The 26940-nt window shown below is 66.7% G+C and carries 27 protein-coding genes; 14 read left to right on the forward strand and 13 right to left on the reverse strand.

Annotated elements, in window-relative coordinates; translation table 11 throughout:
• Positions 1-22 precede the first annotated feature (22 nt).
• Positions 23-1228 (reverse strand): DUF2855 family protein, encoded by a 1206-nt coding sequence (locus tag RR42_RS00305; protein WP_052494389.1) that lies wholly within the window; start codon positions 1226-1228, stop codon positions 23-25.
• Between the two features lie 62 nt (positions 1229-1290).
• Here RR42_RS00305 and RR42_RS00310 point away from each other — a divergent pair, with 62 nt between their 5' ends.
• Entirely contained in the window at positions 1291-2019 is a 729-nt protein-coding gene (locus tag RR42_RS00310) for a TetR/AcrR family transcriptional regulator (RefSeq protein WP_063778392.1), read from the forward strand.
• On the opposite strand, the gene RR42_RS40900 is transcribed toward RR42_RS00310, so the two are convergent.
• Positions 1994-2641, reverse strand: coding sequence for a CDGSH iron-sulfur domain-containing protein (locus RR42_RS40900; protein ID WP_043342698.1), 648 nt, complete (start codon positions 2639-2641; stop codon positions 1994-1996). The genes RR42_RS00310 and RR42_RS40900 overlap by 26 nt on opposite strands.
• A gap of 256 nt (positions 2642-2897) precedes the next feature.
• Between RR42_RS40900 and RR42_RS00320 the strand changes: the two genes are divergently transcribed.
• A complete protein-coding gene (locus RR42_RS00320) occupies positions 2898-3347 on the forward strand; it encodes a CBS domain-containing protein (protein ID WP_043342701.1) in 450 nt (149 codons plus the stop codon).
• Between the two features lie 338 nt (positions 3348-3685).
• On the opposite strand, the gene RR42_RS39420 is transcribed toward RR42_RS00320, so the two are convergent.
• Positions 3686-3994, reverse strand: a complete 309-nt coding sequence (locus RR42_RS39420; RefSeq protein ID WP_158408257.1) for a hypothetical protein — start codon at positions 3992-3994, stop codon at positions 3686-3688.
• Here RR42_RS39420 and RR42_RS00325 point away from each other — a divergent pair.
• The 3 genes from RR42_RS00325 to RR42_RS00335 all read left to right on the forward strand — a co-directional run bounded on the left by RR42_RS00325 (position 3972) and on the right by RR42_RS00335 (position 7066).
• Positions 3972-5462 (forward strand): MDR family MFS transporter, encoded by a 1491-nt coding sequence (locus RR42_RS00325; RefSeq protein ID WP_043342703.1) that lies wholly within the window; start codon positions 3972-3974, stop codon positions 5460-5462. The genes RR42_RS39420 and RR42_RS00325 overlap by 23 nt on opposite strands.
• 78 nt (positions 5463-5540) lie before the next feature.
• Positions 5541-6179, forward strand: a complete 639-nt coding sequence (locus tag RR42_RS00330) for a glutathione peroxidase (RefSeq protein WP_043351104.1) — start codon at positions 5541-5543, stop codon at positions 6177-6179.
• Between the two features lie 95 nt (positions 6180-6274).
• Positions 6275-7066: an MBL fold metallo-hydrolase gene (locus RR42_RS00335; protein ID WP_043342704.1), complete on the forward strand. Its 792-nt coding sequence runs from the start codon at positions 6275-6277 to the stop codon at positions 7064-7066.
• Positions 7067-7087: 21 nt separating this feature from the next.
• On the opposite strand, the gene gstA is transcribed toward RR42_RS00335, so the two are convergent.
• A complete protein-coding gene (gene gstA / locus RR42_RS00340; RefSeq protein ID WP_043342706.1) occupies positions 7088-7714 on the reverse strand; it encodes a glutathione transferase GstA in 627 nt (208 codons plus the stop codon).
• Positions 7715-7866: 152 nt separating this feature from the next.
• Between gstA and RR42_RS00345 the strand changes: the two genes are divergently transcribed.
• Positions 7867-8778, forward strand: coding sequence for a LysR family transcriptional regulator (locus RR42_RS00345; protein ID WP_043342709.1), 912 nt, complete (start codon positions 7867-7869; stop codon positions 8776-8778).
• An 18-nt stretch (positions 8779-8796) separates the two neighbouring features.
• On the opposite strand, the gene RR42_RS00350 is transcribed toward RR42_RS00345, so the two are convergent.
• Positions 8797-9699: a LysR family transcriptional regulator gene (locus RR42_RS00350; protein ID WP_043342711.1), complete on the reverse strand. Its 903-nt coding sequence runs from the start codon at positions 9697-9699 to the stop codon at positions 8797-8799.
• A gap of 126 nt (positions 9700-9825) precedes the next feature.
• Here RR42_RS00350 and RR42_RS00355 point away from each other — a divergent pair, with 126 nt between their 5' ends.
• Positions 9826-10803 carry an NAD-dependent epimerase/dehydratase family protein gene (locus RR42_RS00355; protein ID WP_082054773.1) on the forward strand — a complete coding sequence of 326 codons (978 nt, stop codon included), beginning with the start codon at positions 9826-9828 and terminating at the stop codon, positions 10801-10803.
• Between the two features lie 90 nt (positions 10804-10893).
• On the opposite strand, the gene RR42_RS00360 is transcribed toward RR42_RS00355, so the two are convergent.
• The 4 genes from RR42_RS00360 to RR42_RS00375 form a co-directional block, all read right to left on the reverse strand.
• The gene (locus RR42_RS00360; RefSeq protein WP_043351107.1) at positions 10894-11631 is read right to left on the reverse strand and encodes an aspartate/glutamate racemase family protein; all 738 of its coding nucleotides are present in this window, start codon (positions 11629-11631) and stop codon (positions 10894-10896) included.
• A 247-nt stretch (positions 11632-11878) separates the two neighbouring features.
• Positions 11879-13294, reverse strand: a complete 1416-nt coding sequence (hydA, locus tag RR42_RS00365; protein ID WP_043342714.1) for a dihydropyrimidinase — start codon at positions 13292-13294, stop codon at positions 11879-11881.
• 13 nt (positions 13295-13307) lie between these two features.
• The gene (locus RR42_RS00370; protein WP_043342715.1) at positions 13308-14036 is read right to left on the reverse strand and encodes an aspartate/glutamate racemase family protein; all 729 of its coding nucleotides are present in this window, start codon (positions 14034-14036) and stop codon (positions 13308-13310) included.
• Between the two features lie 95 nt (positions 14037-14131).
• On the reverse strand, positions 14132-15430 hold the full coding sequence (locus tag RR42_RS00375) for an MFS transporter (protein WP_043342717.1): 1299 nt from the start codon (positions 15428-15430) through the stop codon (positions 14132-14134).
• A gap of 181 nt (positions 15431-15611) precedes the next feature.
• On the opposite strand from RR42_RS00375, the gene RR42_RS00380 reads away from it, so the two are divergent.
• From RR42_RS00380 to RR42_RS00390, 3 genes are all read left to right on the forward strand, one after another.
• Positions 15612-16340 carry a GntR family transcriptional regulator gene (locus RR42_RS00380; protein WP_082054960.1) on the forward strand — a complete coding sequence of 243 codons (729 nt, stop codon included), beginning with the start codon at positions 15612-15614 and terminating at the stop codon, positions 16338-16340.
• A complete protein-coding gene (locus RR42_RS00385) occupies positions 16337-17179 on the forward strand; it encodes a fumarylacetoacetate hydrolase family protein (protein WP_043342722.1) in 843 nt (280 codons plus the stop codon). The genes RR42_RS00380 and RR42_RS00385 overlap by 4 nt, the downstream gene beginning before the upstream one ends.
• 457 nt (positions 17180-17636) lie before the next feature.
• Positions 17637-18905 (forward strand): M20 aminoacylase family protein, encoded by a 1269-nt coding sequence (locus tag RR42_RS00390; protein WP_043342724.1) that lies wholly within the window; start codon positions 17637-17639, stop codon positions 18903-18905.
• Positions 18906-19009: 104 nt separating this feature from the next.
• Here the strand turns inward: RR42_RS00390 and RR42_RS00395 are convergent, their stop codons facing one another.
• Positions 19010-19891 carry an AraC family transcriptional regulator gene (locus tag RR42_RS00395; protein ID WP_043342726.1) on the reverse strand — a complete coding sequence of 294 codons (882 nt, stop codon included), beginning with the start codon at positions 19889-19891 and terminating at the stop codon, positions 19010-19012.
• Positions 19892-19998: 107 nt separating this feature from the next.
• Between RR42_RS00395 and RR42_RS00400 the strand changes: the two genes are divergently transcribed.
• The gene (locus RR42_RS00400) at positions 19999-21255 is read left to right on the forward strand and encodes an MFS transporter (protein WP_173430664.1); all 1257 of its coding nucleotides are present in this window, start codon (positions 19999-20001) and stop codon (positions 21253-21255) included.
• Positions 21256-21430: 175 nt separating this feature from the next.
• Here RR42_RS00400 and RR42_RS00405 read toward each other — a convergent pair whose 3' ends face one another.
• Together RR42_RS00405 and RR42_RS00410 are read right to left on the reverse strand one after the other, a co-directional pair.
• Positions 21431-22750 carry a M20/M25/M40 family metallo-hydrolase gene (locus RR42_RS00405; protein WP_043342729.1) on the reverse strand — a complete coding sequence of 440 codons (1320 nt, stop codon included), beginning with the start codon at positions 22748-22750 and terminating at the stop codon, positions 21431-21433.
• Positions 22751-22871: 121 nt separating this feature from the next.
• Positions 22872-23450, reverse strand: a complete 579-nt coding sequence (locus tag RR42_RS00410) for a MarR family winged helix-turn-helix transcriptional regulator (protein WP_236701949.1) — start codon at positions 23448-23450, stop codon at positions 22872-22874.
• A gap of 120 nt (positions 23451-23570) precedes the next feature.
• Here RR42_RS00410 and RR42_RS00415 point away from each other — a divergent pair, with 120 nt between their 5' ends.
• From RR42_RS00415 to RR42_RS00425, 3 genes are all read left to right on the forward strand, one after another.
• Complete coding sequence (locus RR42_RS00415; protein ID WP_236701950.1) at positions 23571-24593, forward strand: EamA family transporter; 1023 nt, start codon at positions 23571-23573, stop codon at positions 24591-24593.
• A 62-nt stretch (positions 24594-24655) separates the two neighbouring features.
• Positions 24656-24946, forward strand: coding sequence for a hypothetical protein (locus RR42_RS00420; protein ID WP_043351117.1), 291 nt, complete (start codon positions 24656-24658; stop codon positions 24944-24946).
• Between the two features lie 126 nt (positions 24947-25072).
• Positions 25073-26086: a Bug family tripartite tricarboxylate transporter substrate binding protein gene (locus tag RR42_RS00425; RefSeq protein ID WP_043342731.1), complete on the forward strand. Its 1014-nt coding sequence runs from the start codon at positions 25073-25075 to the stop codon at positions 26084-26086.
• Positions 26087-26103: 17 nt separating this feature from the next.
• On the opposite strand, the gene RR42_RS00430 is transcribed toward RR42_RS00425, so the two are convergent.
• Positions 26104-26796 carry a response regulator transcription factor gene (locus RR42_RS00430; protein ID WP_043342733.1) on the reverse strand — a complete coding sequence of 231 codons (693 nt, stop codon included), beginning with the start codon at positions 26794-26796 and terminating at the stop codon, positions 26104-26106.
• Positions 26797-26940 lie beyond the last annotated feature (144 nt).

A 26940-nucleotide genomic window follows, 5' to 3' on the forward strand; every position in this document is an offset into this window, starting at 1 on the left:
CATCCGGCCATTCGGTCATTCGTCATTCTTCGGTCATCCGGGCGCGGTCATTTGATCGCTCGCTTCCATCGAGCCGCACCACATACCCCGCCTTCGGCTCGCTCCCACCTGCCACCAGGCTCGCAATCCTGTCCTGCGCGGCGCCGAAGCCCTGCGCTTCGATCAGCGTCAGCCAGCCGTTCGCCGGTGTCTTCACGTAATCGATAAATGCGCGCTGTGCCGCGTTGAAGCGCCGGTTCACGCCTTCGGGCCCCCAGTCGGCATTGCGCTTGCGGATCTGCACCGGCGCGAAGTAGAACTCTGGCTTGGGTCCGGGCAGGCCGGTATCGCGCAGGAAGCCCGTGTTCTGCGCCGAGCCGGCAAAGCAGTCGTACACCAGTGCGCCGCCAAAGTGATGGTGCACGCGTGCGCGCAGCGCTTCGTCGCCGGAAAAGTCCACGTAGAGCGTGGGCGCGTCGGTGGGGAGTGTTTCCAGGTCGTCGTAGCCGACCACTTCCGCGTAGCAGCCAAGGCCTTCGACAAAGGGGCGGTTGCGCGCCGAGGTAATGGCGGCCAGCGAGATGCCGGGGAGGTCGCGCAGGCAGAACGCGGTGCCATAGGCGGTTTTGCTGGAGGCGCTGGACACCACCAGCCGCGTGGCGCCGAAGAAGCGGTTGTCCTCGAGGAAGTCGGCCAGCATGAACGACGTGATGAACAGCGGCCGGTACAGCATCTGGTAGTTTTCCAGCTCGGGCGCATAGGCGGCGTCATGGGTCACGCGGGTGTACTGGTTGTAGGCGGAGGTCAGGGGCCGGCGGTGCTCGAGGGCATCGTAGAAGCCGCGCTCGGTCACGCGCTCGGGCTGCATGCGGATATGGCTGGCGATGGGGAAGTAGCCGTAGAAGCGCTCGCCCGCCGCCACGCCGGGCACCTTGGAGTCCACCACATCGGCAAAGCCCCACACCGGCATATGGCCCCATTCTTGTTGCCCGGTGGGAAAGAACTGCCAGTAGTTCATGGCGTCGCCGAAGGCGGCGTAGGTGATGTTGTTGGTGGTGAGCGCGAAGCGGTCGATCTTCAGCAGCACTTCGCCGGGGGCGGCGTCGGTGCGTTCCCGGCGCGCTTCCAGCTGGCTTTCATTTAGGGCATGCTTGCGTGTCAGCAGGCGGGTGACCGTGAGCGATTGTTCGGCGCGGTCGTTGTGATTGCCGTGATTGCTGCCGTGATTGCTGTGCGTTGCCTGATCCATCTTCTGTCCCATTTTCTGTCCCACTTTTTGTCCCTTTTTTACCGTCGAGGCCGATGCCACCAATGTATCGCCGCAAGCCGGCCGCCGGGTTCGGAAACGCGGGCGCCGCTGCCGAGCCGGCGCAGGCGCCTGCCAGGCCGCTGAAACGCCCGTCGCAGCAGCGTGCGCGCTTCACCGTGGACGCCATCTACGAGGCCTTTGTTCGGATATGGCGGGCGCGTGGCTGGGACGGCGTGACCACGCGCGCCGTGGCGCTGGAGGCCGGGTGTTCCGTAGGCACCCTGTACGAGTACTTCCCCAACAAGGAGGCGCTGCTCTCTGGCTATGTGCGGCACACCATCGAGCTGTTGCTGGCGCGCATCGAGGCCGAGGTGGCGTGCGCGCCCGGGCTGGACTGGCGCACGCGCGTCCAGCGCCTGGCACGGCTGACCTGCGGCGCCGACGATGCCTCGCTGGAGGGCTTCGAGCACGAGATGCTCGTGCTCGAAGCGCGCATCGCCGAGACCAGGCATCACCGCCGTGTGTTCGATGAGTTGTACGCGGCCTGGCAGCGTGCGCTGGCGGCATGCCCGGATTTGCCGGGCGCGCCGGACGCCGCCACGGTGCGCGGCCTGCTGGAGGCGGTCTGGGGCGCGCGCCGCTATCGCCTGCTGTTGCAGGCTGCCGAGTCCTCGCGGGCGGCTTGGGTGGTGCAGATGGAGCGGCTTTGCCTGCTGGCGCTGGGGGCCGCGCCGCTAACTTCGGACTCTATGGACTCTACGGACTCTATAGATTCTGCGGGTCGCTCCTGAACCCCACCTTCTTGTGCGTGCCGTCGCAGAACGGCTTGTTGCCCGACTGGCCGCAGCGGCAAAACCAGGCCTCGGTCATGCGGGTGATGGTTCTGCCGGTGCCGCTGATCACTTCAAGATTGCCCTTGACGTGCAGCGGTCCGTTGGGGATGGGATGGATATCTAGCGGCCCATCGCGCTGCGCCAGCGGCTCCGATGCCACGGTGGCGGCCTCCCCGGTGGCGACGAAACCCGCGCTGGCGTGGCTGCTGTCGCACAGGGGCTTGTTGCGCGAAGCGCCGCAGCGGCACAGCGTCAGGCGAAAGCCGGCGGGCTGGCCATCGATGGTGATGGCGGCGCGCAGCGCCAGCGGGCCGTTCTCGAGCACGCGCACCACATTGACCGGGGGCGCCGCCTCGCCTGGGGAGTCGTCAACGTTCTGGTAGCTGATGGCGCCCGATGGGCAGTTGTGCGCAATCTCCGCGATTTCCTCGGCGCTGGCGTTGTCGGGGTGGATCCACTCGCCCTGTACGCCGGGCACGAACACATCCGGGCGGTCCAGCACGCAGTGGCGCGAATGGATGCAGCGGCTATCGTCGAAGAGCACGATGACGCGCTTGCCGGCAACGGACTCGGTGGCCATGGCTGGCCCTCCTGCGCATTGCGCGCCAGGTGGCGCGCGCTCTTCTCTTTATAGCGCTTGCCGGCGGGTTTGCGCAGTGCTTTTCAGCGGCTTTGTCTTTTTACAAAGATTCGTGTGCGTCACCCTGTAAGGCATGCGCGCGTGGTGCTAATCTGAGAGCGATTGGCAGCGGCGCGGTGCGCAGGTGCCCTGTCAGGCGCTCCCGCGGTCGCGCGGGTCGTGTTGCAATCCGTTGGGATCGAACAAGGAGTGGGTGATGAAAACCGCACGGCAGGTTCTTGAGTCCAAACCGACCCAGGCTATCTACAGCATTCCCCCTGGCGCCACAGTTTATGCTGCGCTGCAACTGATGGCGGAAAAAGCCATTGGCGCGTTATTGGTGATCGAGCGCGGCGATATCGTTGGGATTTTGAGCGAGCGGGATTATGCGCGCAAGGTGATCCTGATGCAGCGGACTTCCCGGGAGACCTTCGTTCGCGACATCATGACGTCGGCGGTGATCTATGTGCGCGGGGATCAGAGTACCGATGAGTGCATGGCGTTGATGACGCAGCATCGGTTGAGGCACTTGCCGGTGATGGACGGCGATACCCTGGTGGGGATGTTGTCGATCGGGGATCTGGTCAAGGATATTATTTCCGAGCAGAAATTCATCATCGACCAACTGGAGCACTACATTAGCGGGACGCCGCATCTCAAGCTCTGATCTCATTGCCCGGGGATTCCTGGTTGAAGGGCGCTGGTGAGCGGCGCCCCATACGGCCTTGGCACATCTTCATGGCTCGCTTCGCTCCGTGCGGCGGGTGGCTTGTCAGGCGTTGCCCAATCTGGCCCCGCTGTATCGGGTACGCTCCTGTCGCTGCCGGCGACAAAAAACCGCAAGATTTTCGTTTTTTCGCTTCGTGCCGGCTTGCTGGCAGATAGCCGCTCGTATTGAGCAGAAGTGCGCATGTTCCGGTAAAAAGCACGTCTGCGCCGCATCAGAAACCAACTTAGTGCCGCACTCCATATTTGGTATCCGCATATAATTATGCATTCACTGAATTAGGCCCGCCCGGGCCGTGCAGGCGGCATCTGCCAGCTCGTGGCAGTGCTCGATTCGCGCAGCGCCGGGTACGCGTCAAATCGGTTGATTTCAATTTTGTGGTCATGTTCCCCGATGTAGGCTGACAAACGAGGTGGTTTGTTGGTGGTTGGGCGCAACGTTGGTTGCTCATGACTACGCGCCCTGCTGCCTCCGATGTCTTCCTCCACGCCTGCTTCATCTGCTGCTTCTGCTGCTTCTGCTGCTTCTGCTGTTGCCACCCCTGCCCTGAGCCACCAGGCCATCATGCGAGTGATCGGCGGGATCATCCTTTGCATCTTGCTGTCTGCGCTGGACCAGACGGTGGTGATTCCGGCGGTGCCGGCGATTGCCAATGACCTGAACGGGTTCGGCCATCTGTCGTGGATCGTGACAGCCTACCTGATCACTTCCACCGTTTCCACGCCCTTGTACGGCAAGCTGTCGGATACCTATGGCCGGCGCCGGCTGCTGATGCTGGCGATCGCGCTGTTCATCCTGGCCTCGGTGGCGTGCGCGATGGCGGCGACGCTGGAGCAGCTGATCCTGTTCCGCGCGCTGCAAGGCATTGGCGGTGGCGGCTTGATGTCGCTGGCGCAGGCGGCGATCGCGGATGTGGTGGCGCCGCGCCAGCGTGGGCGTTACCAGGGTTACCTGGCGACCGTGTGGGCGGTGGCTTCCATTGCCGGCCCGCTGGTGGGGGGCTGGACTTCGGATCATCTGTCGTGGCGCTGGCTGTTCTGGATCAATGTGCCGCTGGGGCTGCTGGCCATGTTCATGTGCTATCGGGGCTTAAGCCAGTTGCAGGTGCGTGGCGGCTCGGCGCGGGTGGACTGGGGCGGCGCGTTGCTGCTGACGGTTTCCATCGTGGCCTTCCTGCTGGCGATGAGCTGGGGCGGCGATGTCTATGACTGGATCTCGCCGCAGATCGCTGGCCTGGCGCTGCTGGCCTTGGTGGCGGTGGCCGCGCTGGTCTGGCAGGAGCGCCGCGCGGGCGACCCGATGCTGCCGCCGCGGCTGTTTGGCAACCGCGCTTATGTGCTGGGCGTGGCCGCGTCCGCGATGGCTGCGCTGAATATCTTCTTGTGCATCTTCGCGCTGCCGCTGCATTTCCAGCTGGTGCGCGGCGCCGACGCGTCGGAGTCCGGCTTGCTGGTGGTGCCGTTCCTGCTCTCCACGGTGGCGGGCAATTTCATCGTGGCCGGGCTGGCCCCGCGCCTGGGACGCATGCGCGGCATCCTGACCGGTGGTTTCATCGCGGCGGCGCTGGGCTTGCTGGCGCTCGTGGTGATTTCGCCGTCCACCCCGCTGGCGCTGGTGTTGCTGGCGATGATGCTGGCCGGCGTGGGGCTGGGCATGACCATGGTCGGCACCTTGATGACGGTGCAGAACGTGCTGGAGCGCCGCGATACCGGCGCCGGCACCGGCGCGCTGCTAGTGCTGCGCTCGCTGGGCAGCGCCTTTGGCGGCGCGCTGGCCGGCACCTTGCTGACGCTGGAATTTCGCAATGCCCTGCACGCTTGCGGCGTGACGCAGGCGCTGGACCTGGGTGCGCTGCGCCACGGCAGCGAGGCGCTGGCCCATCTCTCTCCTGCGGTGCGGGATGTGCTCACGGGCGGCGTGGAGTCGGGCTTCCGGCTGATTTTTGCCGTGGGTACCGTGGCCGCGCTGCTGGCGCTGGTAATCGTGCGCCGCATGCCGGACGTGGCGTTGCGCAGCAGCGTGACCGAGCACGCGGCCACGCTGGCCATGGAGTAAGCGGGGGGGGGAGGCTTGCGCATCTATTTCACGCCCAACGGCGTAAACTACGGACAGACCATCTCCGGAGTTTCCTACATGCGCAGCCTTCCCGAACAGCGCTCACGCGCCCTGCAACGCATCGCCTTGTCCGGCGCGTTGGTCCTGGCCGCCGCCGCCGCTGTTGTCGCCACGCCGCGTCTTGCGCACGCCGCCGATGCCCCGGCGGCCACCGCCGCCAAGCCGGCCGGCGCCTGCCCGGCCTCGCTCAACTTCAAGTTCCCCCGCCTGCAGGACGAAGCGCCGCAAAACCTCTGCCAGTACGCCGGCAAGGTCGTGGTGGTGGTCAATACGGCCAGCTATTGCGGCTTTACCCCGCAATATGAAGGGCTGGAGGCGCTGTACGCCAAGTACCGTGAACGCGGGCTGGTGGTGCTGGGCTTCCCGTCGAACGACTTTTCGCAGGAGCCGGGCTCTTCCAAGGAGATCGCCGACTTTTGCTACAACACCTATGGCGTGAAATTCCCGATGCTGGGCAAGTCGCACGTGCGCGGCAGCGATGTCAATCCCATGTACGCGCTGCTGGCCAAGCAGTCCGGCACCACGCCCAAGTGGAATTTCTACAAGTATGTGATCGACCGCAACGGCCAGGTGGTGGGCAGCTATAACAGCCTGACCAAGCCCGACGACAAGCAGTTCGTGAGCAAGATCGAGCAACTGCTGGACGGCGCGCGCTAAGCCGCCAGGCTGCACGATTCGATCCCTTCTTGACCAGCGTCAAGCCGCCAGGGCGCCGCCATCGCTACTTTCGCCGCTTTGGGGAGAGACAGACGATGGCCATCACGCTATACGACGCCGGCGGGCACACCTGCCTGCTGTTTTCGGACCTGGTCGAGGAGGAGCACGGCGAGGTGGTGCAGACCAACCAGTTCCTGATCGTCGACGCCGGCCACGGCGCGCTGATTGATCCGGGCGGGCACATGACCTACGGCGAGCTGTACCTTGCCATCAGCCGCTACTTTCCGCCCAAGCAGCTTGATTACGTGCTGGCGTCGCATGCCGATCCGGATATCGTGGCCTCGGTCGGGCGCTGGCTGACCGCCTCCGATAGCCGCATCCTGATCTCGCGCGTCTGGGCGCGGTTCTTGCCGCATTTCTGCCAGGCGGGCAAGACGGAAGGGCGCATCGTTACCATCCCCGATGCCGGCATGCCGATCGCGCTGGGCAACTGCACGTTGCTGGCGGTGCCGGCACATTTCCTGCACTCGGAGGGCAACTTCCAGTTCTACGATCCCATCAGCAAGATCCTGTTCTCCGGCGACCTGGGCGCGGCCATGACCAGCGCGCGGGAAGCCGGCGCGGTGGTGAGCGATTTTGCCGCGCACACCCACGCCATGCTGCCCTTCCACCGGCGCTACATGAGCGGCAACCGCGCGTGCCGGCTGTGGGCCAACATGGCGCGCGGGCTGGATATCGAGTGGATCGTGCCGCAGCACGGCCCGTCGTTTCGCGGTAAGGCGATGGTGGCGCAGTTTATCGACTGGGTCTCCACGCTGGAGTGCGGGCTGGACCTGCTCAGCCAGGACAACTACAGGCTGCCGCCCGTCACCACAGCGCCAGCCTGATGCCCGGCACCGGTTGCGCGATCAATCGCGCGCCAGCCCTTCGGCCACCAGCGCCTCGTGCACCTTGGGCCGCGCGGCCACGCGCGACAGGTAGGCCTGCAGCGCGGGGTAAGGGTTGAGCGGCATGCTCAGGAGATTGGCCCAGTTGGCAACGGCGAAGCAGTAGGCGTCGGCGACGGTGAATTGCGTGCCGCACAGGTAGTCGCGCGTGGCCAGGTGCCGGTCCAGCTCGGCGAAGCGCAGCGCCACCTTGGCCTTGCAATCCTCGCGCGTGCTCTGCGCGGTTTCCTTGTGCCACAGCCAGGGGCTGAAGACCTTGTGCAGCTCGGTCGAGACCAGCGTCAGCCAGCCCACCGCTTCCAGGCGCGCCCTGGTGCCGGCCGCCGGCAGCAGCGCCTTGCTCGGGGCGAGGTCCGCCACGTATTGCAGCAGCGATGCGGCTTCGGTGTGGCGCGAGCCATCGTCCAGTTGCAGCAACGGCACGTAGCCGCGCGGGCTTACCGCGTAGAAGTCGTCGCTGCCGCTTTCCGGCTCGGTCAGCTTGTGCCTGGCCAGGTCGACCTTGGCGAGCGAAAACGGCAGGCCGGCTTCGCGCAGTGCGATATGCACGGCCAGGGAGCAAGCGCCAGGGGCGTAGTAGAGCTTCATCGGGAGGTCCTCGCTGTTTTGGGTTCGGGTTCGGTTTTTCAGGGTTTGCCGCCACGCCTTGTGGTGGCAGTGCAGGCAGTCTAGGATTGCGAAAGCGCAATCACAATGCGCACTCTTGCAAGTCATGACTGCAAATTTGCAACGAATATCTCTTGAACATACCCTACCAACTCTCTTCCCCTGACCTCGACGTGGTGCTGGCGCTGGTGCGTGGCGCCACGCTGGCCGAAGCCGGGCGCCGGCTCGGGCTTGATGCCTCCACCGTGTTCCGTGCGCTGCAGCGCATCGAGAAAGGGCTGGGGCGGCGCTTGTTCGAGCGCAGCCGCGCGGGTTACCTGCCGACCGAACTTGCCCAGCAGTTCGCGCAGCATGCCGAACGCATCGAGGCCGAGTTGGAGGCGGCGCGCGCCCATGCCTCGGTGTCGGCCGGCACGGTGTCGGGCCTGGTGCGCATCACCACCACCGATACCGTGCTGCATGGCATGGTGCTGCCGGCACTGGCGCCGCTCGGGCGCCGGCATCCCGGGCTGAGCTTCGAGCTGATCGCCACCAATGAGCTGGTCAGCCTGACCCGGCGCGATGCCGACATCGCCGTGCGCGCCACGCGCCATCCGCCCGATCACCTGATCGGCAAGTGCCTCGGCCCCTTGCGCGTGGCGGTGTTCGCGGCGCGGGAGCTGGTGGAGGCGGCCGGCATCGCGATCCCCGGGCACGGCGGCGCCGTCGACCTTGCCGCGCTGGCCACGCTGCCCTGGATTGCGCCGGACGAGGCCATGCCCGATCACCCGTCGGTGCGCTGGCGCCGCAAGCACCTGCCGCGCGTGGTGCCGCAGTACCGCGTCAACAGCATCGCCGGCGTGCTCGAAGGCGTCGAGGCAGGGCTGGGCGCCGGCATTGTTTCGCTGATGATCGGGCGGCGCAGCGGCAAGCTGGTGGCGCTCACCGGCACGCTGGACGAGTGCGACACCGACCTGTGGCTGCTGACACATCCCGAGTCCCGGCATCTGCGGCGCATCGCCACTGTGGTCAGCCACCTGGCGGAACACGTCAGGCTGGATGCGTAGGGCTGCGAGAACTTGCGCTCACGGCGTGGCCAGCGCGGCCAGCGCGGCGGGAATGGCGCTGGCCAGAAAATCGTAGACCGCGCGGATGCGCGCGCTGCCGCGGATTTCCCGGTGCACGGTGAGCCAGACCGGCAGTGGTGGAATGGACAATTCGGGCAGCACCGTGCGCACGCGCGCATCGCCGGCGGCGATATAGCGCGCCGCAAAGCCCACGCCCAGGCCGGCGCGGATCGACTGCCACAGCACGATGTCGTCATCGCTGCGCACCGCAAACGCCTCGCGCGTGATCTCCGCGCCCATGGCGCGAAAGGCGCGCAGGATCGCGTCGTCGTGGTCGTAACCGATCAGGTCGAAGCGCGGCAGGTCCTGCGCCGTGCGCGGCACGCCCTTGCGCCGCAGGTAGTCCTCATGGGCGCAGGTACATAGCGCCACCGACGCCACCTTGCGCGTGATCAGCGATGCCTGCACTGGCCGCACCATGCGGATGGCGATATCGGCCTCGCGCCGCAGCAGGTTGCTGACGGCGTTGGACGACACCACTTCGATGGCGAGTTGCGGCTCGCGCAGGCGCAGGTCCGCCAGCAGCGGCGGCAGCAGGTAGCTGGCCACCGCGCGGCTTGCGGAGATGCGCACCGTCCCCGCAATGCCCGCCTGGCCGCGCGCCAGCGCGCGCGCGACCGCGTCCGCGCCCTGCTGCATCACCCGCGCGTGCCCGGCGATGGCGCGCGCAGCCTCTGTCGGCTGCAGGCCGTGGCCGGTGCGCTCGAACAGCGGCACGCCGAGCTGCGCCTCCAGTTGCGCCACGTGGCGCCCCAGCGTGGGCTGGCTGCTGGAAAGCTGGCGCGCCGCGCCCAGCAGGCTGCCGGTCTCCATCACGGCCAGGAAGGAGCGCATCAGCGCCCAGTCGAATGCTTCGGCCATTTTCTCTCTCGCTCCTTGCCTGGCGACCTATTCAAAAATGAATTCGTGTGTTGCATGTCCATGCAATTGTGGCGTAGCGAAGGATTGCCCACAATGGTCTTCAGGCGATGCCGCAAGGAGAACGTCATGCTGGAGAACGCGATGCAGGAGAACAGGATGAGCGATACCGTGTTGATACTCGGCGCCAACGGCCGGCTTGGCCGCACCCTGGTGGATGCTTTTGCGGCGGCCGGCTGGACGGTGCTGGCGCAGGCGCGCCGTGCGCTGGCGGGCACGGCGGCGCACAACGTGCGCGGCCTGGCGATCGATGTGGCGGACACCACCAGGCTGCTCGCCGCCGCGCGCGGCGCCAGCGTGGTGGTCAACGCGCTCAACCCGGTCTATACCGAATGGGAGCAGCACGCCGAAGCACTGGCGCGTTGTGGCATGGAGGTGGCGCAGTCGCTGGACGCCCTGCTGCTCTATCCAGGCAACGTCTACAACTTCGGCGAGTCGATGCCGCCGCTGCTGCGCCCCGATACGGCCGAGCGGCCCAGCGCGCGCAAGGGGGAGATACGGCGCGCCATCGAGGCCGGCATGCGCGAGCGTGCGCCCGGGCTGCGCAGCGTGATCCTGCGCGCGGGCGATTTCTTCGGCGGCCCGGGGCGCGGCTCTTGGATGGACCTGGCGATCGCCAAGTCGCTCGATCAAGGCAAGGTGATCTATCCCGGCCCGCGCGACCGCGCCCATGCGTGGGCCTACCTGCCCGACCTGGCGCAGGCCTTCGTTGCGGTGGCACGGCGCCACGCGGATCTGCACGGCCATGCCGTGCTGCATTTCGCGGGGGATACGCTCACGGGCGATGAACTGGTGAGCGCGCTGGCCGAAGCCAGCGGCATGGCGCACGCACCGCGCGTGGCCGGCATGCCATGGTGGCTGATTCGCGCAGGCGCTGCGGTGGTGCCCATGTGGCGCGAGCTGGCCGAGATGGCTTACCTGTGGCAGGTGCCGCACGCGCTCGATGGCACGGCGCTGGAAGCCCTGGTGGGCGAGCTGCCGCGCACGCCGCTCAAGCAAGCGCTGCGCACAAGCCTGGGCGAACTGGGTTTGAGGGTGGCCGCCTGAGTGCGGCGCCAGGCCTGCCCCATGATGTCGGCGCGCGTCACCACGCTGCCAAAATGATGCCGCCAGCGCTTCGCGCCCCCGCAGCGCAACTTAGTCCAGCATCGCCGCCAGCGTCGGCGGCAACCCGTGATTCGGCTTGCGCGGCGGGCGTGCGAAGCTGCCTTGCGCCGCGCCGGTGGGCGCCAGCGCAATCAAGCTCTCGCAATGCCGGATCGCGCTGGACACGCCATCGACCACCGGCACCGGAATCCGGTCCTTGAGCGTGCGTGCGAGCCCGGCCAGCGGCGCGCCGGCCACGATGATCACGTCCGCGCCGTCCTCGTGCACCGCCTTCAGGCTGAGTTCCTCCAGCCGCGCCGCATGATCCTCCTGCACGCTGCCGATATCGCGCAGCGGCTGCTGCAGCGAACGCACGCTGGCCAGCCGCGAGGCCAGCCCGTTAGCCGCCACGCATTCGCGGTACCAGGCCTCGATCCGGTGCGAAATCGCAATGATGGAAAAACGCTGCCCGAGCAGGCAGGCGCTGGCCAGCGCTGCCTCTGTCATCCCCACCACCGGCACATTGAACAACTCCTTCAACCCCGCCAGCCCGGGATCGCCAAACGCAGCCACCACCAGTCCATCGAACTGCCCCTGATGCTCCGCCGCCACGCAAGCGGTCGCATAGCCGCCCACCAGCGCCTCGAACCGCGTCTCGATATACGCCACGCCGAACTGCGCCGTCGCCATCGTCAGGGCAGTCCCGGGCGAAGCCGTGCGCAATGCTTCCGCGTGGATCAGCTCGGTAACGCTCTCGGAAATATTGGGATTAACAACAAGAATACGCATGATCATGTCCGGAAAAAATGCCCAGCCAACAGACCCCCAGGGGCCCCCAGGCGATGCGAAGCGAGCCGTGAAGGTGTACCAGGCCGTATGGGGCGAGGGGGTGTCGCCCCATCCGGCGCGCCTTCTTTGCCTACTTTCTTGGCAAGACAAGAAAGTAGGTCGCCGCCCCGCAGGGGTGGTGAAACTGCCTTTGACTTTAGGCTTTTGAATTTGAAGCTAAGCCACTCTCGTCAACTCAACAACACTCTCAAACCAGCGACGGCGCCCCCGCAGGCAAGAACTTGCCCCGCCCCGGCACCGGCTCCAGATACCTCCCATCCTCAACCAGCAACTCCCCCCGCGAGAAGCAATGCACCGGCCACCCGGTAACTTCAATCCCCTCATAAGGCGTGTAATCCACCGCATGATGCAAAGCGCTATTGGCAATCCGCACCTTGCGCGATGGATCCCACAACGCAATATCGGCATCCGCGCCAACTGCGATGGTTCCCTTGCGCGGATACAAGCCATAGAGCCGCGCCGGCCGGTACGAAGTCAGCTCGACAAACTGATGCAGCGAAAGCCGGCCTTGCGCGATGCCGCTGAACAGCAGCGGCAAGCGCGTCTCGATGCCGGGCACGCCATTGGGAATGTGGTCAAACGGCTGGGCCGAGCCGCCCAGCTTCTTGCCTTGCGGATCGTCGTAGTTGAACGGCGCATGGTCCGAGGAAAACACGCTGAACACGCCATTGGCCAGCGCACGCCAGACGGCCTCCTGATTCTCCGCGTCGCGCGGCGGCGGGCTGCACACGCACTTGGCGCCTTCATAGCCATCATCGCCAGGCAAGTCCATATCCTCGGCAGTCAGGTACAGGTACTGCGGGCAGGTCTCGGCCAGGATCGGCAGCCCCCTGCCCTGTGCCCAGCGAATCTGCTCGATCGCCTCCTTGCCGGAAACATGCACGATCAGGATCGGCACGTCGACCAGCTCGGCAAAGGTGATCGCACGATGCGTGGCTTCGCGTTCCACCAGCGCAGGCCGGGCCATGCCGTGGAAACGCGGCGAGATGCGCCCTTGCCCGACCAGCTTTTCAGTGAGCCACGAGATGCAATCCGCGTTCTCGGCATGCACCATCACCAGCGCATCGTTGCGCTTGGCCACGTCGAGCACGTCCAGCATCTCGCGGTCGGATAGCTTCAGATCGTCGTAGGTCATGTAGACCTTGAACGAGGTGTAGCCCTTGCGAATCAGCTCGGGCAATTCATGCTGCAAGACGTCCGGCGTGGGGTCCGCCACGATCAGGTGGAAGCCGTAATCCGCCACCGCGCGGCCTTCGGCGCGGCGATGGTAGTCCGCCACCGCTGCCTTGAGCGAGCCGCCCTTTTCCTGCGCCGCGAACGGGATCACCGTGGTGGTGCCACCGCACACGGCAGCGCGCGTGCCGGTGAAGAAATCATCCGCCATGCGCATGCCATCGGGCATGGGCTGGTCCAGGTGGACGTGGCCATCCACGCCGCCCGGCAGCGCCAGCAGGCCGGTGGCATCCATCTCGCGCGCGGCGCGCGGCAGGTCATGGCCCAGCATGGCGATGCGGCCGTCGCGCACGCCGATGTCGCAGGTGAAGCGGTCCGAGGCGGTGACCACTTCGGCATTGCGGATGACAAGATCAAGTTCGGTGTTCATGCGCCCTGCTCCTTCATTCCACTTCGGCAAACAAGCGGCCCCAGCCGCGCAGCGCGCGCGTGTCCACGCCGGCCAGGCGCAGCGATTTCCACACCACGGTGGAGATGGTGTCGTAGACGGGGATGCCGGTCTCGGCTTCCAGCGCTTGCACCAGGTGCGCCGCGCGCAGGTTGGTGCAGAACGTGGTGATGGCTGACGGCTTGTGCTGTGCCACTTCGCGCACCATGCGGCGGATGGTGTCTTCTTCCACCTCGGCGAAGCTGTAGTTCACGTGCAGGTCGAGGTGGCGCTCGGCCGTGCAGCGAAAGCCGTTGTGCTTGTAGTTCTGCACGATGCGTTGCTGCACATCGTCGAGATAGGGCGTGACCAGGCCGAAGTCGTGCGCGCCGGTCTTTTCCAGGATTTCGTTCAGCGCCAGCACCGAGGTGGTGGCGGGGATGCCGGTTGCTTCGGTGATCTGTCGGCACAGCGCCTGGTCTTTCTCGAAGCCGAGCCAGCCGGAAGACGTGCCGTTCCATGCGATCACGTCCACGCGCGCATCGGCCAGCAACTTGGCCGCGCCAATGATCTTGTCGAGGTCGAACTGGCCAAGGGCCTGGTCGCGCAGCGAGATCTCGGTGACGGTGAAGCGCGAGAAATGCGCGCTGACATTGGGCAGGCCGCTCACCATCGCGCTGGTGATGGGTTCCAGCGCGGTATTGGACGACGGCGTGAGCATGCCGAGGAGGGTGCGTTTGGTCATGGGGTAATGCTCTTTAGGAGATGCCGCGCCGCTGCCGGCATATGCCGGCGCGGCGCGTGCGACTGTATGGCTAGCTGTGGAGGCGCGCGCTGCGCTCAGACCGGCAGCTTCTTCTCGTAGTCGATCGCGGTCGAGGAGATCAGCAGGCCCACGCCGGCGGCGGCAAAGAACATCAGCGCCAGGAAGTACGAGCCGGTGAACTGCACGATCATGCCGACGATGATGGGCACGGTGATGCCGCCGATATTGCCGCCCAGGTTCATGATGCCGCCCAGCACGCCCACCTTGTTGCGGGTGCCGAGGATGGACGGGATGCACCAGTACAGGCCGCACCAGCGCAGGAAGAACAGCGTGGAGGAGAGCAGGGCCACCACCACCACCGGATCCTTCACGTACGCCACCGAGAAGATCGACACGGTAGCCACCACGGCGGCGATGCCGAACAGGGTGCGCATCACCAGGTTGGGCGCGCCGCCGGCGGCCTTCCACTTGTCGGCGATCCAGCCGCCGATGAGTTCACCGATAAAGCCGGAGAAGAAGATGATGAAGCTGGCGCCGCCCATCTGCTTGATGTCGAAGCCGTGCACCTTGTTCAGGTAGTTGGGCATCCACGTCAGCAGGCCGTAGAAGACGCTGTTGAAGCACATCCAGCCGGTCGCCATGCACCACACGGAGCGGTACTTGAGGAAGTCGAGCGAGCGGCCCGACAGGTTGGCCGGCTCGGCGCGATGCTCGCTGGCTTGCGCGGCTTCGATATAGCTCGCTTCCAGCTCATTGACGCCACGGTGCTCGCGCGGCGAGTTGCGCACGTAGTACCACGCCAGCATGCCGGCCAGCACGGTGCCCACGCCGGCGACCACGAAGGCCAGGCGCCAGGAACCCAGCGCGGTGATCAGCCAGGTGATGATGATGGCGCCGAGCGCCGCGCCTAGCGGCGCGCCGCCGTCGAGCAGGGTGGCGCCGCGGCCGCGTTCGTTCTGCGTCATCCAGATCGCATTGAGCTTGCCGCCGGCCGGGTAGATCGGCGCCTCGGCCGCGCCAAGCCCGAGCCGGGTCAGCAACAGCGCGCCGGCACTGGTGCACACGGCCGCCATGGCCTGGAACGCGCCCCAGAAGACGGTGGCGGTGGCGATCACGATGCGCGGCTTGTACTTGTCCGCCAGCATGCCGCCGGGAATCTGCATGACCGCGTAGGTCCAGAAGAAGGAACTGAGGATCAGCCCTTGCATGGTGGGGCTGAGATCGAACTCCTTGGCGATCAGCGGCATCGCGACCGAGAGCGAGGCCCGGTCGATGTAGTTGATGGCGATGAGGAACAACATCATCAGGAAAATCTTCCAGCGCACGGAGCTCTTCGTCTCCGTTAGCGCTGCAGCCCGGCTTGTCGTTTGCATGACGCTTGTCTCCTTTGGGGGAATGTTAGGCGGTTTGTGTTGTGTGTCGCGCAACTGGGACTGAGTATAGGATACGTAATCTGTAATTACAACTCTCGTAAGTCATTGATTTTATTGTTATGCGAACGCACAATTTTGGGATGTGTTAGCCTTCTTGTGGTGCATGTTCCCCATCTCGGTGATGTCTGTGACTCAAACGCTTCCTAAATCCACCCGCCTGCGCACTCTCGGCATGTCGGCCGAAATCGCCGCGCGGCTGCGCACCATGATCGAGGAGGGCGAGCTGCCCCCCGGTGCGCGCATCGACGAGCGCGCCTTCTGCGAGATGTTCGACGTCTCCAAGACGCCGCTGCGCGAGGCGCTCAAGGTGCTGGTGTCCGAAGGCCTGGTGCTGCATCGGCAGTACATCGGCTACCGCGTGGCCCCGCTCGATCTGGATGAACTGCGCTCCACCTTCGAGACGCTGCACGGGCTGGAGGCCACCGCCGGCGAACTCGCGGCGGCGCGCTTGTCCGAGGTGGCCATGGCGCGGCTGGAGCGCAAGCACCAGGCCATGCTGGAGGCTCACGCCGCCGGGCGGCGCACCGAGTACTTCCGCACCAACCAGGAAATCCACCAGTTGATCATCGACGGCGCGGCCAACCCCGTGCTGGCCGGCATCTACGCCATGCTGATGAGCAAGGTCCACCGCGCGCGCGGCGCCGCCAATGCGGATATGCTGCGCTGGCAGGAGTCGCACGAGGAACATGAGGCCATCATGGCCGCGTTGCGCGAACCGGGCCGGCCGCGGCTGGCGCAGGTGCTGCGCCAGCATTCCGAGAACACTGCAAAAGAAGTCCTGACCGTGGTCGCGCGGACCCTTTCCGAGCCCGCCGGCCACATCGCCACCGAAGCCAAGGGGAAACGATGAAACTAGTACGTGTGGGTAAGCCGGGCGCGGAACGCCCGGGTCTGATCGATGCCGAAGGCCGCGTGCGCGACCTGTCCGGCGTGCTGGACGGCCTCGGGCCGCAGGCGTTGTCGGCCGAAGCGCTGGCGCGCCTGGCCAGGCTCGACCCGGCCACGCTGCCGGTGGTGCAGGCCGAGCGCTTCGGCGTGCCCTGGACCGGCATCGGCAAGATCGTGGCGATCGGCCTGAACTACGCCGACCACGCCGCCGAGGCGGGCATGGCGTTGCCGGCCGAGCCCATCGTCTTCCTGAAGGCAAACAGCTCGCTCAACGGGCCCAACGACCCGGTGATGCTGCCGCGCGGCTCCGAGAAGACTGACTGGGAAGTGGAGCTTGGCGTGGTGATCGGCAAAGTGGCACGCGACGTCTCGCTCGCCGATGCGCTCTCGCACGTGGCCGGCTACTGCGTGGTCAACGACGTCTCCGAGCGCGAATTCCAGATCGAGCGCGGCGGCACCTGGGACAAGGGCAAGGGGTGCGACACCTTCTGCCCGGTCGGCCCCTGGCTGGTCACGCGCGACGAAGTGCCCGACCCGCAGGCGCTGGGCCTGTGGCTGGATGTCAACGGCCAGCGCGTGCAGAAGGGCAGCACCGCCACCATGGTGTTCGACGTGGCCACGCTGGTGAGCTACGTCAGCCGCTTCATGACGCTGCACCCCGGCGACCTGATCTGCACCGGCACGCCGCCGGGCGTGGGCATGGGCTTCAAGCCACCGCGCTTTCTCAAGGCGGGCGACACCATGCGCCTGGGCATCGACGGCCTGGGCGAGCAGGGCCAGACGGTGGTGGCCTACGCGTAGGGCGGGCCAAAGCCGCGCGCCATGACGACGGCTGTCTCTCCCTCTCCCCTCAGGGGGAGAGGGCCGGGGAGAGGGGTGGCTTAACTAGGAGCCACTCAAAGCGAAGCCCGTGGTGTTGTCCAGCACGCAGGCGTAAAGAGCGCCCGCCCTCTCCCCCATCCCCTCTCCCGCACGCGGGAGAGGGGAGCACGACAACGCGGAGCCGGCGCTGTGCCTGGCCCTGGCTGTGCCGCTAGTTGTGCCGCTGGTACCGCTTGTACCGCTATCGACACCTGCCCCCACGGCCGCAAATCTCCCCATGATTCCAGCGAACGCGAGAACGTCCCCCGTTCGCAACAGTTGTTCCCCTGATTTCGCTACAAAGGGTTAAACCGTTTGCGCTCCGCGCCCAGCGTGAAATACTGTTTTCCATATGCCCTACGCCTCGTAAAGGGGCCTTGAGAAAAAGAGTACTGCCATGTCAGAACACGCTCCCGAACTGATCGAGTCACTTCTTGCCGACTCGCACGCGACCCGACCCGCCGCCTCCTTCGCCTCCACCACTTCCCGCGCTTCCCGATTCTGTGAACTGGCCGACACCGTCGACAGCCGCGCCGAGCTGGAAGCCATCCGCCACAGCATCCACCAGCACCCCGAGCTCGCCTTCGACGAAGTGCGCACCGCCGAGCTGGTCGCCACCGAGCTCGAAGGCTGGGGCTACGCGGTGACGCGCGGCGTTGGCGGCACCGGCGTGGTTGGCACGCTGTGCCAGGGCGACGGTCCGCGCAGCATCGGCGTGCGCGCCGACATGGACGCACTGCCCATTCATGAGCGCACCGGCCTGGCGTACGCCAGCATCCACGCCGGCAAGATGCACGCCTGCGGCCACGATGGCCACACCACCGTGCTGCTCGGTGCGGCGCGCCAGCTGGCCCGCACACGCAACTTCAACGGCACCGTCAACCTGATCTTCCAGCCCGCCGAGGAAATCGGCGCCGGCGGCGGCGCCGAGCGCATGCTCGCCGACGGCCTGTTCGAGCGCTTTCCCTGCGACGCGATCTTCGGGCTGCACAACCATCCCGGCGTGGAGGCCGGCACCTTCATGTTCCGCGCCGGCCCCTTCATGGCGGCCTGCGATACGGTCGCCATCACCATCCGCGGCAAGGGCGGCCACGCGGCCCGCCCGCACCAGTCGATCGACCCGATCCTGGTCGCAGGCAGCCTGGTGATGGCGCTGCAGAGCATCGTGTCGCGCAATATCGACCCGAACGAAACCGCCGTGGTCACCATCGGCACGTTGCATGCCGGGCATGTGGCCAATGTGATCCCCGAGAGCGCCAAGCTGGAGTTGAGCGTGCGATCGTTCAGTCCCGACGTGCGGCGCACGCTGGAGGATCGTATCCGGCGGCTGGTGACCTCACATGTGGAGGGCTATGGCGCGACGGTGGAGATTGACTACATCCGAGGCTATCCGGTGCTGATCAACAGCGAGCGCGAGACGGAGTTCGCCCGCCAGGTGGCAGAGGAACTGGTGGGGCCTGACAAGGTGGTGGCGAATTTCCCGCTGATCGCCGGGAGCGAGGATTTTGCTTACTTCCTGCAGCAACGGCCGGGGTGTTTTGTGCGGATGGGGAATGGGGCGGGGCAGCCTTTGCTGCATAACGCTGGGTATGATTTCAACGATGAGAATCTGACGGTTGGGGCGGCTTATTGGGCCAGGTTGGTGGAGAGGTATCTGGAGGCGTAAAAGGGGGCAAGGTCAGGCCCGGGCCGGGCCTGTCAACACCGCAAAAATCAAGCCTCAGACACAGCACCAAGAGCCAACGGTTCGACCCTTGAGACCCCAAAAAATCACCGAAAAAACCCACTAGGCGGCACCCCGAACTGCCTCCTGAACATAGTGGAAAACGCACTGGGACTCTCATACCCCAGATCCAGCGCCACATCCACCACCTTGGCCCCGGCGGCCAGCCCCTCCAACGCCGACAGCAGCCGAGCCTGCTGCCGCCACTGCCCGAACGTCATCCCGGTCTCCCGGGCAAAGCGCCGCTGAATGGTCTTGGGATCCACGCCCAGCCGCTCCCCCCATTGCGCCAAAGTCAGCGCTGTATCGGGCGCCCCGACAATCGCATCGCAGATCTCTCGCAATCCGGCATCGGCAGGACGCGGCAAGTGCAACGGCAACGTCGGCACCAGCATGACTTCATCCAGCAACAACCGCATCAGCCGCCCGTCCCGGGACGCTTCCGCGTAGGGCGAAGGGATATCGATCGCGGCGAGGATGAGCTCGCGCAGCAGTGGCGTGATGCCCAGCACGGTGCAGCGGCTGGGCAGGTTGTCAGCGGCGTCCGGCCGGATATAGGCGGTGCGCATGCGCACGTGCCCGACCATGCGGATCCAGTGCACCACGCCTCCAGGCATCCACATGCCGCGCGTGGGGGGCACGATCCATTGCCCTTCGGCGGTGGCGACCACCATCACGCCATGCACCGCGTGCACCAGTTGCGCATTGGGATGCTGGTGCGGCTTGGTAACGTGGCCGGGCACATAGTCGGCGGCCATGGCGGTGACGGGCATGGCGCTGCGGTCGTACTGCAGGTAGGCGGGCGACTTGGCGTAGGAGTCGGCGCGGGGGGAGGCGGGCGGGGAGGAGGGGGGTGTGGGCGCGGCGCTTTCGGCGCTATCGGCGTTCTTGGCGCTTCGCTGCGTGATTGGGCGGGGGAGGCGGGGCATGTCCTTTTCTCCAAGGTTCTGGCCCTATTCTCGCAGGACAGACGGGTTCGTGCCATTTAGGATGAGCGCCAGGATTCCCCATTGTCTTTTCAGCCCCCGTTTCCATCATGAGCAGCCGCATCGAAACCGCGCCCGGCGGCGCGAATGCCTCGCCGCAAGGCCTGGCCCAGACTTCCACTACCGCGCAGGCCACCGAGCGGACCGGCTTCCGGGTGCTGGGGGCGATCAGCTTTTCGCACTTCCTCAACGACATGATCCAGTCGCTGATCCTGGCCATCTATCCGATGCTCAAGGGCGGCTTCAACCTCAGCTTTACCCAGATCGGGCTGCTGACCCTGACGTACCAGATCACCGCCTCGCTGCTGCAGCCGGTGGTGGGCCTGTACACCGACAAGCATCCCAAGCCGCAGTCGCTGTCGATCGGCATGGGGTTCACGTTGTGCGGCTTGCTGCTGCTGTCGGTGGCGCCTACCTATGGCGTGCTGCTGGTGGCCGCGGCGCTGGTGGGCACCGGGTCGTCGATCTTCCATCCGGAGTCGTCGCGCGTGGCGCGCATGGCGTCGGGCGGGCAGCACGGGCTGGCACAGTCGATCTTCCAGGTTGGCGGCAACGCGGGCAGCGCGACCGGGCCGCTGCTGGCGGCGTGGATCGTGCATCAGCAGAGCAGCGTGGCGTGGTTCTCGCTGGCGGCGTTGCTGGCGATTGCCGTGCTGTGGCAGATTGGCGGCTGGTATGGCCGTGAACTGGCGCACACCACGCGCAAGCGCAAGGCTGTCGCTGCCGCCGCGCCGCTGCCGCGCCGCACCGTGGTGCGGGCCATGGTGGTGCTGATGGCGCTGGTGTTCTCCAAGTATTTCTACATGGCGAGCCTGAACACGTATTACACCTTCTACCTGATGGAGCGTTTTGGCCTGACGCGGCAGAGTTCGCAGCTCTACCTGTTCGTGTTCCTGTTCGCGGTGGCGGCCGGCACCATCCTGGGCGGACCGATCGGCGACCGCATCGGCCGCAAGCGCGTGATCTGGGCGTCGATCCTGGGCGTGGCGCCGTTCACGCTGATGCTGCCGCATGCCAACCTGTTCTGGACTGGCGTGCTGTCGTTCATCATCGGCTTTATCCTGGCGTCGGCGTTCTCGGCCATCCTGGTGTTCGCGCAGGAACTGATCCCGGGCAAGGTGGGCATGGTGTCGGGCTTGTTCTTCGGCTTTGCTTTCGGCATGGGCGGCATCGGCGCGGCGGTGCTGGGCAAGCTGGCCGATGCGCATGGCATCCAATCGGTCTACCAGCTGTGCGCCTTCCTGCCGTTGCTGGGGCTGCTGGCCATTTTCCTGCCAGACCTGGGCGGGCGAAAAAAGCTGGCCTGAGCCTGCGCGCGGCGGCGCTCGGTTGAAGTCGATGGCGAGCACGCCGGCGGGTTCGCCGGTGGCGCGGCCGCCTTCGCGGATGGCGGCCGCGCAGGTGGCCCACCAGCGCACGCCGCAGGCGAGCGCGTACAGGTCGCCGCCGGCCACGTAGCTCCTGTCAGGGTGGCTGAGCCGGTCAGCGGCCGGTCTTGTCCTGCGACACGTCCATGATCATGCGCGTGAGCAGGTACAGGCGCGGCGTGACCGAGTTGAGGTCGACGTATTCCGCATCGTTGGAGTGCGCGCCAAAGCCGCGCAGGCCAAAGCGCTCGATCACAGGCGCCTTGGTGGCGGCCGCGGCAAAGGCCGCATCGGTGCCGCCGCCTTCGGCGGTGTCGTACACGGCCAGCTTCTCGCCGATCTCCGCATACACGCCTTGCGCGTGCGCGGCCAGCTTGCGCGCGGCGTCGGTGACTTCCAGCGGCGGGCGGCGACGTTCGAATCTGACCTCGACCTTGGTCTCGGGAATCAGCTGCTTCTTCACGCGTTCCTGCAGCGTGCGCTCCAGGTTGTCGTAGTCGGCGGTGCGCAGCACGCGCACGTCGGCCTGGGCCGTGGCGGTGGCCGGGATCACGTTGCGGTTGGTGCCGGCCGAGGAGATCGTCCAGTTCACCTTGAGCCCGGTCTCGTGGTTGGACAGGTCGCGCATCTGCAGGATCTGGTGCGAGAGTTCATACAGCGCGTTGCGGCCGTTCTCGGGAGAGCTGCCGGCGTGCGACGCCTTGCCGTGCACGGTCAGCGAGATGGCGCCGATGCCGCTGGTGGCCAGCGACAAGCGGTCGCCGGTCACGCGCGTGGCTTCGCAGGAGAACACCGCGTCTTGCTGGCTGCCCATCCTGGTCAGCATGGCGCGCGCGCCCGGCGAGCTGATTTCCTCGTCGCCGTTGATCAGCACGGTCAGTGTGCCGTAGTCCTTGAAGCCCATTTTCTGCAGGATGGCCACCGTATGCAGGATCACCGCCACGCCGTTCTTGTCGTCGGCGATGCCCAGGCCGTAGGCGCGCTCGCCGTCGATGCGAAACGGCTGCTGCGCCAGCATGCCGCGCAGGTAGACCGTATCCATATGGCCGATCAGCATGATGTTGCGCTTGCCCGTGCCCTTGAACTGCGCCATCACCATCTTGCCCACTTGCTTGGGCGTGTCTTCCATGCGGTAGACCTCGGTAGGCTCGATCAACTGCGCGTCGCCGCCCATCGCGGCCAGCCGGTCGCGGATCAGCGCGGCGATGCGGTCCAGCCCTTCGATGTCCTTGCTGCCGGACTCGATCGAGACCAGGTCCTTGAGGGTGGCGATGAGCGCTGGCTTTTCTTGCTGGGACAGCTGGTAGGCGGGCTCCACCGGCGCCGCTTGCGCGGCAGCGGCGCAGAGCAGGGCGGCGAGCGTGGCCGCCGCTTTCAAGGATGGACTGCAGCGATGGGCAAGCGCGCTGGCGCGCGGGCTAAAGTTCAAGCGCATGTGGGGGCTCCGTGATGCAGTGAGGAAAAACGCAGTGGGGGGACAGATAAAAGGCAGGGCGGATTGCAGGGTTCGTGCCATGCGTGGCGCACGCGTTGCTGCGATGCGCCTGCCTGATGCGTCATTCGCCGGCCGTCTCGAAGCCCTGCAGCCAGCGCCGCAACAGGCTTGCCAGCTGCCTGCGCTCGGCGGCCGAGAGCCGCTCCAGCAAGCGATGCTCATTGGCCACGTGTACTTCCAGCGCGTGGTCGATGCGCACGCGGCCTGGCTGGGTCAGCTCGATCAGCAGCCCGCGCCGGTCATCCGGGTTGGGGCTGCGGCGCACCAGCCCGGCGCGCTCCAGATGGTCGATCCGGTTGGTCATGGTGCCTGAGGTGATCATCAGCGAATCGATCAGCGCGCCCGGCGACATCGCATAAGGCGGGCCAGAGCGGCGCAGCGTGGCCAGCACGTCGAACTCCCAGGTATTCAGTCCGGTCGGCGCCAGCGCGGACTCCACCGCGCGGTCAGTATGGCGCGCCAGGCGCCACACCCGGCCGATGATGCCCATCGGCGCGGCGTCCAGGTCCGGGCGCTCGCGCGCCCACTGGGCCAGGATATGGTCGACCCGATCGCCCCCGCCTTCGGGGGCCTCGCCGTTGCCGGCTTTCGGGGAGGGCGCCGTCGCGCTGCTTGCCTTGGGTTTGCCGCGGGTAGCCATGGTGGGCTGCTGTTGATCCTGGATGACGAGAATCTTGACATCAAGGCTTTCGGTTCGTAAAGTGGATTTTATATCTTGATATCAAGAATGTTGTCTTGAAGAAAATGGAGCCATGACGACATGAAACCCGCCCCTCAGCGCGACCCCCGGCCCGTCTCGCCAGCGCGGCGCGCGGCGCGCCCATCCTCGTCGTCTTCCACGCCTGCCCCGCAGGTTCAGGTACGCACGGCGGATGTCCTGCTGACCGCTTCGGCGCCCCTGATCTGGGGCAGCACCTACCTGGTCACCAGCCAGTGGCTGCCGCCGGGACAGCCGCTGCTGTCCGGCGTGATCCGCGCGCTGCCGGCCGGCCTGGCGATGCTGGCGTGGGGCCGGCAACTGCCGCGCGGCGGCTGGTGGTGGAAGGCGGCGGTGCTGGGTGTGCTCAATATTGGCCTGTTCCAGGCCATGCTGTTTATCGCCGCCTACCGGCTGCCGGGCGGCGTGGCGGCCACCGTGGGCGCGATCCAGCCGTTGCTGGTGGCGGTGCTGGCGTGGCTGCTGCTGGGCGCGCGGCCGCGTCCGGCGACGTGGCTGGCCGGGCTGGGGGGCATCGGCGGCGTGGCCTTGCTGGTGCTGGGACCCGCCGCGCGGCTGGACGGCGTGGGCGTGGCGGCCGCGGCGGCCGGCGCGGTGTCGATGGCGCTGGGCACGGTGCTCGCCAAACGCTGGCGGGCACCGGTCTCGCCGCTGGTGCTCACCGCGTGGCAGCTCACCGCGGGCGCCTTGTTCCTGCTGCCGTTTGCGCTGGCCTTCGAGACCCTGCCGGCGCGGCTGACGGTGCCCAACGTGCTCGGCTACCTGTGGCTGTGCGTGGCCGGTGCCGGCGTGAGCTATGCGCTCTGGTTCCGTGGCATCGGCCGCTTGCCGACTGCGGCGGTGTCCGCGCTGGGCCTGCTCAGCCCCGTTAGCGCCACCGCGCTGGGCTTCCTGGTACTCGGCCAGCGCCTGAGCCCGGCGCAGATGGCCGGTGCGCTGCTGGTGCTGGCCAGCGTGTGGCTCGGGCAGCGCGCGCCGAAGGCGGCACCGGCCGCAGCCGGAGGCGCCGGGGCCTCAGATGCCTCAGATAAGGCGCATGGGCCGTTGGCACCGCGGCAAGGGTGAACTGCAAGGATGAACGCAAAGGTGAACGGCCAGGGTGAATGGCGCGCCGTTTTTGCGGCATCATGGCGGGCATGACGTCCGCCGTACCTTCCCCCACCTCCCCCCGGCCCGCTTGCGATCACTGTCTGGCGCTAGCGGCGGATTCCCGCCGGCGCGAGCCGCATGAGCGGCTTGTGCTCAAGCACACCGCGCCGCTGGTCAGCCAGAGCGCCGCCGGCGTGCCGTTCAGCATGCTCACGTTCACGTGCCGCGAGTGCGGCACCGTATGGCGGCTCTATGACCGCGCCAACGAGCTCTTTGTCTCGTGGGTGCCGGACCGCGCGCTGGGCCGCGGCGCCGATCGGATAAGATAGCGCCTGCTTCCTGCCTGCGTGCTGACGGTCCAGCGCCCGGTTCCGGGCCGCCCGGCGGCGCCAGCACGGCCAGTTCCGTCGTTCCGTTGTTCCGTCTTCCAACCGTTGTCCTCGTCGTCCCCCGCCATGTCCGTTTCCCACCGAATTCCCCCGCTGGCTGCTGCCTCCGTGTTTGCGGCCGCCCTGACGAGCCCGCTCGCCAATGCCGCTGACGCTGCCAGCGCCGCTGGTGCCGCTGGGGCATATCCAGCGCGCCCGATCCGGCTGATCGTGGCCTATCCCACCGGCGGCATCAGCGATACCGTGGCGCGCGCGCTCGGCGAGCGCCTGTCGGCCCAGATGGGTGCCTCGGTGGTGGTGGAAAACAAGGCCGGCGCGGGTGGCAGCATCGGCATCGACGCCGTGGCCAAGGCCGCGCCGGACGGCTACACGCTGGGCTTTGCCTCGACCAGCCCGCTCACGCTCAACCCGCACGTGGGCCGCGTCAACTACGATCCGCAGCGCGACATCGCGCCGGTCATGAGCGTGATGTACTCGCCGGTGCTGGTGATCGCCACGTCGAGCTTTGGCGGCAAGTCGTTCCAGGACCTGCTGGCGCAAGCCAAGGCCAAGCCGGGCTCGGTGCGCTGGGCCACGTCGGGCCTGGGCACGGTTGGCCATGTCATGCTGGAACAGGTCAGGTCGAAGGCCAAGGCCGACCTGACCCTGATCCCCTACAAAGGCGCGGGCCAGCAGATGAACGACGCGCTCGGCGGGCAGTTCGAAGTGATGAGCACCAACGCCAGCCCCATGCTGACCCAGCACATGCAGGCCGGCCGGCTGCGCGCGCTGGCGGTGGGCGCACCCAAGCGCATCGCGTCGCTGCCCAATGTGCCGACCTTTGCCGAGCTGGGCTACCCCAAGGCCAACCTCACCTCCACCTTCGGCATCTTCGCGCCGGCGCACACGCCCGTGGCCATCATCACCAGGCTGAATGCCGAACTGAACAAGGCCCTGCAAGAGCCGGAGGTGCGCGAGCGCCTGCTCAAGGGCGGCGAAGTCCCCACCGGCGGTACTGCCGCGCAGTTCGCCAAGGCCATCCATGCGGAATACGACGACAACGCCCGCATCGTGAAGGAAGCGGGCATCAAGGCGGACTGACGGGCCGGGCAGCCGCCTCACGGCTGCTCGATCAGGTCCAGCCGGCAGCCGGTGGCATACACCGCCGACAGGCGCACGCCATTGCGCGGCTCCAGCGCCAGCTTGGTGCGCACGCGCGACAGGTGGCTGTCCACCGTGCGCGACGCGGACGGCATGCTGCGGTGCCAGACCGATTCCTCGATGGTCTGGCGCAGCAGCAACTGTCCGGCATGGCGAAACAGCAAGACCGCCAGCGCGTACTCCTTGGGCGCCAGCTTGACCAGGCGGCCGTTGACGAAGGCGCGCCGCTCGGCCAGCACAAAGCGGTACGCGCCCAGCTCAAGGTCGCCGCAGGCCTGCGCTACCGGCGCCATGCGCCGCAGCAGCGCATCGACGCGCGCGGCCAGCTCGGCGTGGCGCACCGGCGGTGGCAGGAAAGCATCCGCGCCATGGGCGAAGCACCGGGCGACGTGGTCGTCGTCGTTGTGCTGGCTCAGCAGCATGACCGGCAACGCATCGCCGAGGGTACGGCGTATCCACAGCAAGACGTCGCGCGCCGGGATGCCGGGAACCTCCCAGGCCATCAGCAGCAGCGCGTATGGCTCGTTGCGCAGCGCCTGCATCAGCGCGCCCCCTTCGCGAAAGCGCACTGCCTCATGGCCGCTGAGCCTGAGCGTCTGTTCCAGCAGGATGGCTCGCGCCGGGTTGTCCTCCAGTACTGCGACTCGCATGAACTCTCTCCTCGTGCGCGGCATTGCCAGGGCATCTTAGCGTCGCGGCCCGCATGGCGGATCGTGAATGGCAGCTGCCGCCGCAGATTGCGAAACTTCTCATCCGACGGACTTCTCTCGCGGCTTCTAATGACGGATAGCCCC

This window comes from Cupriavidus basilensis (assembly GCF_000832305.1).
GTDB lineage: Bacteria > Pseudomonadota > Gammaproteobacteria > Burkholderiales > Burkholderiaceae > Cupriavidus > Cupriavidus basilensis_F.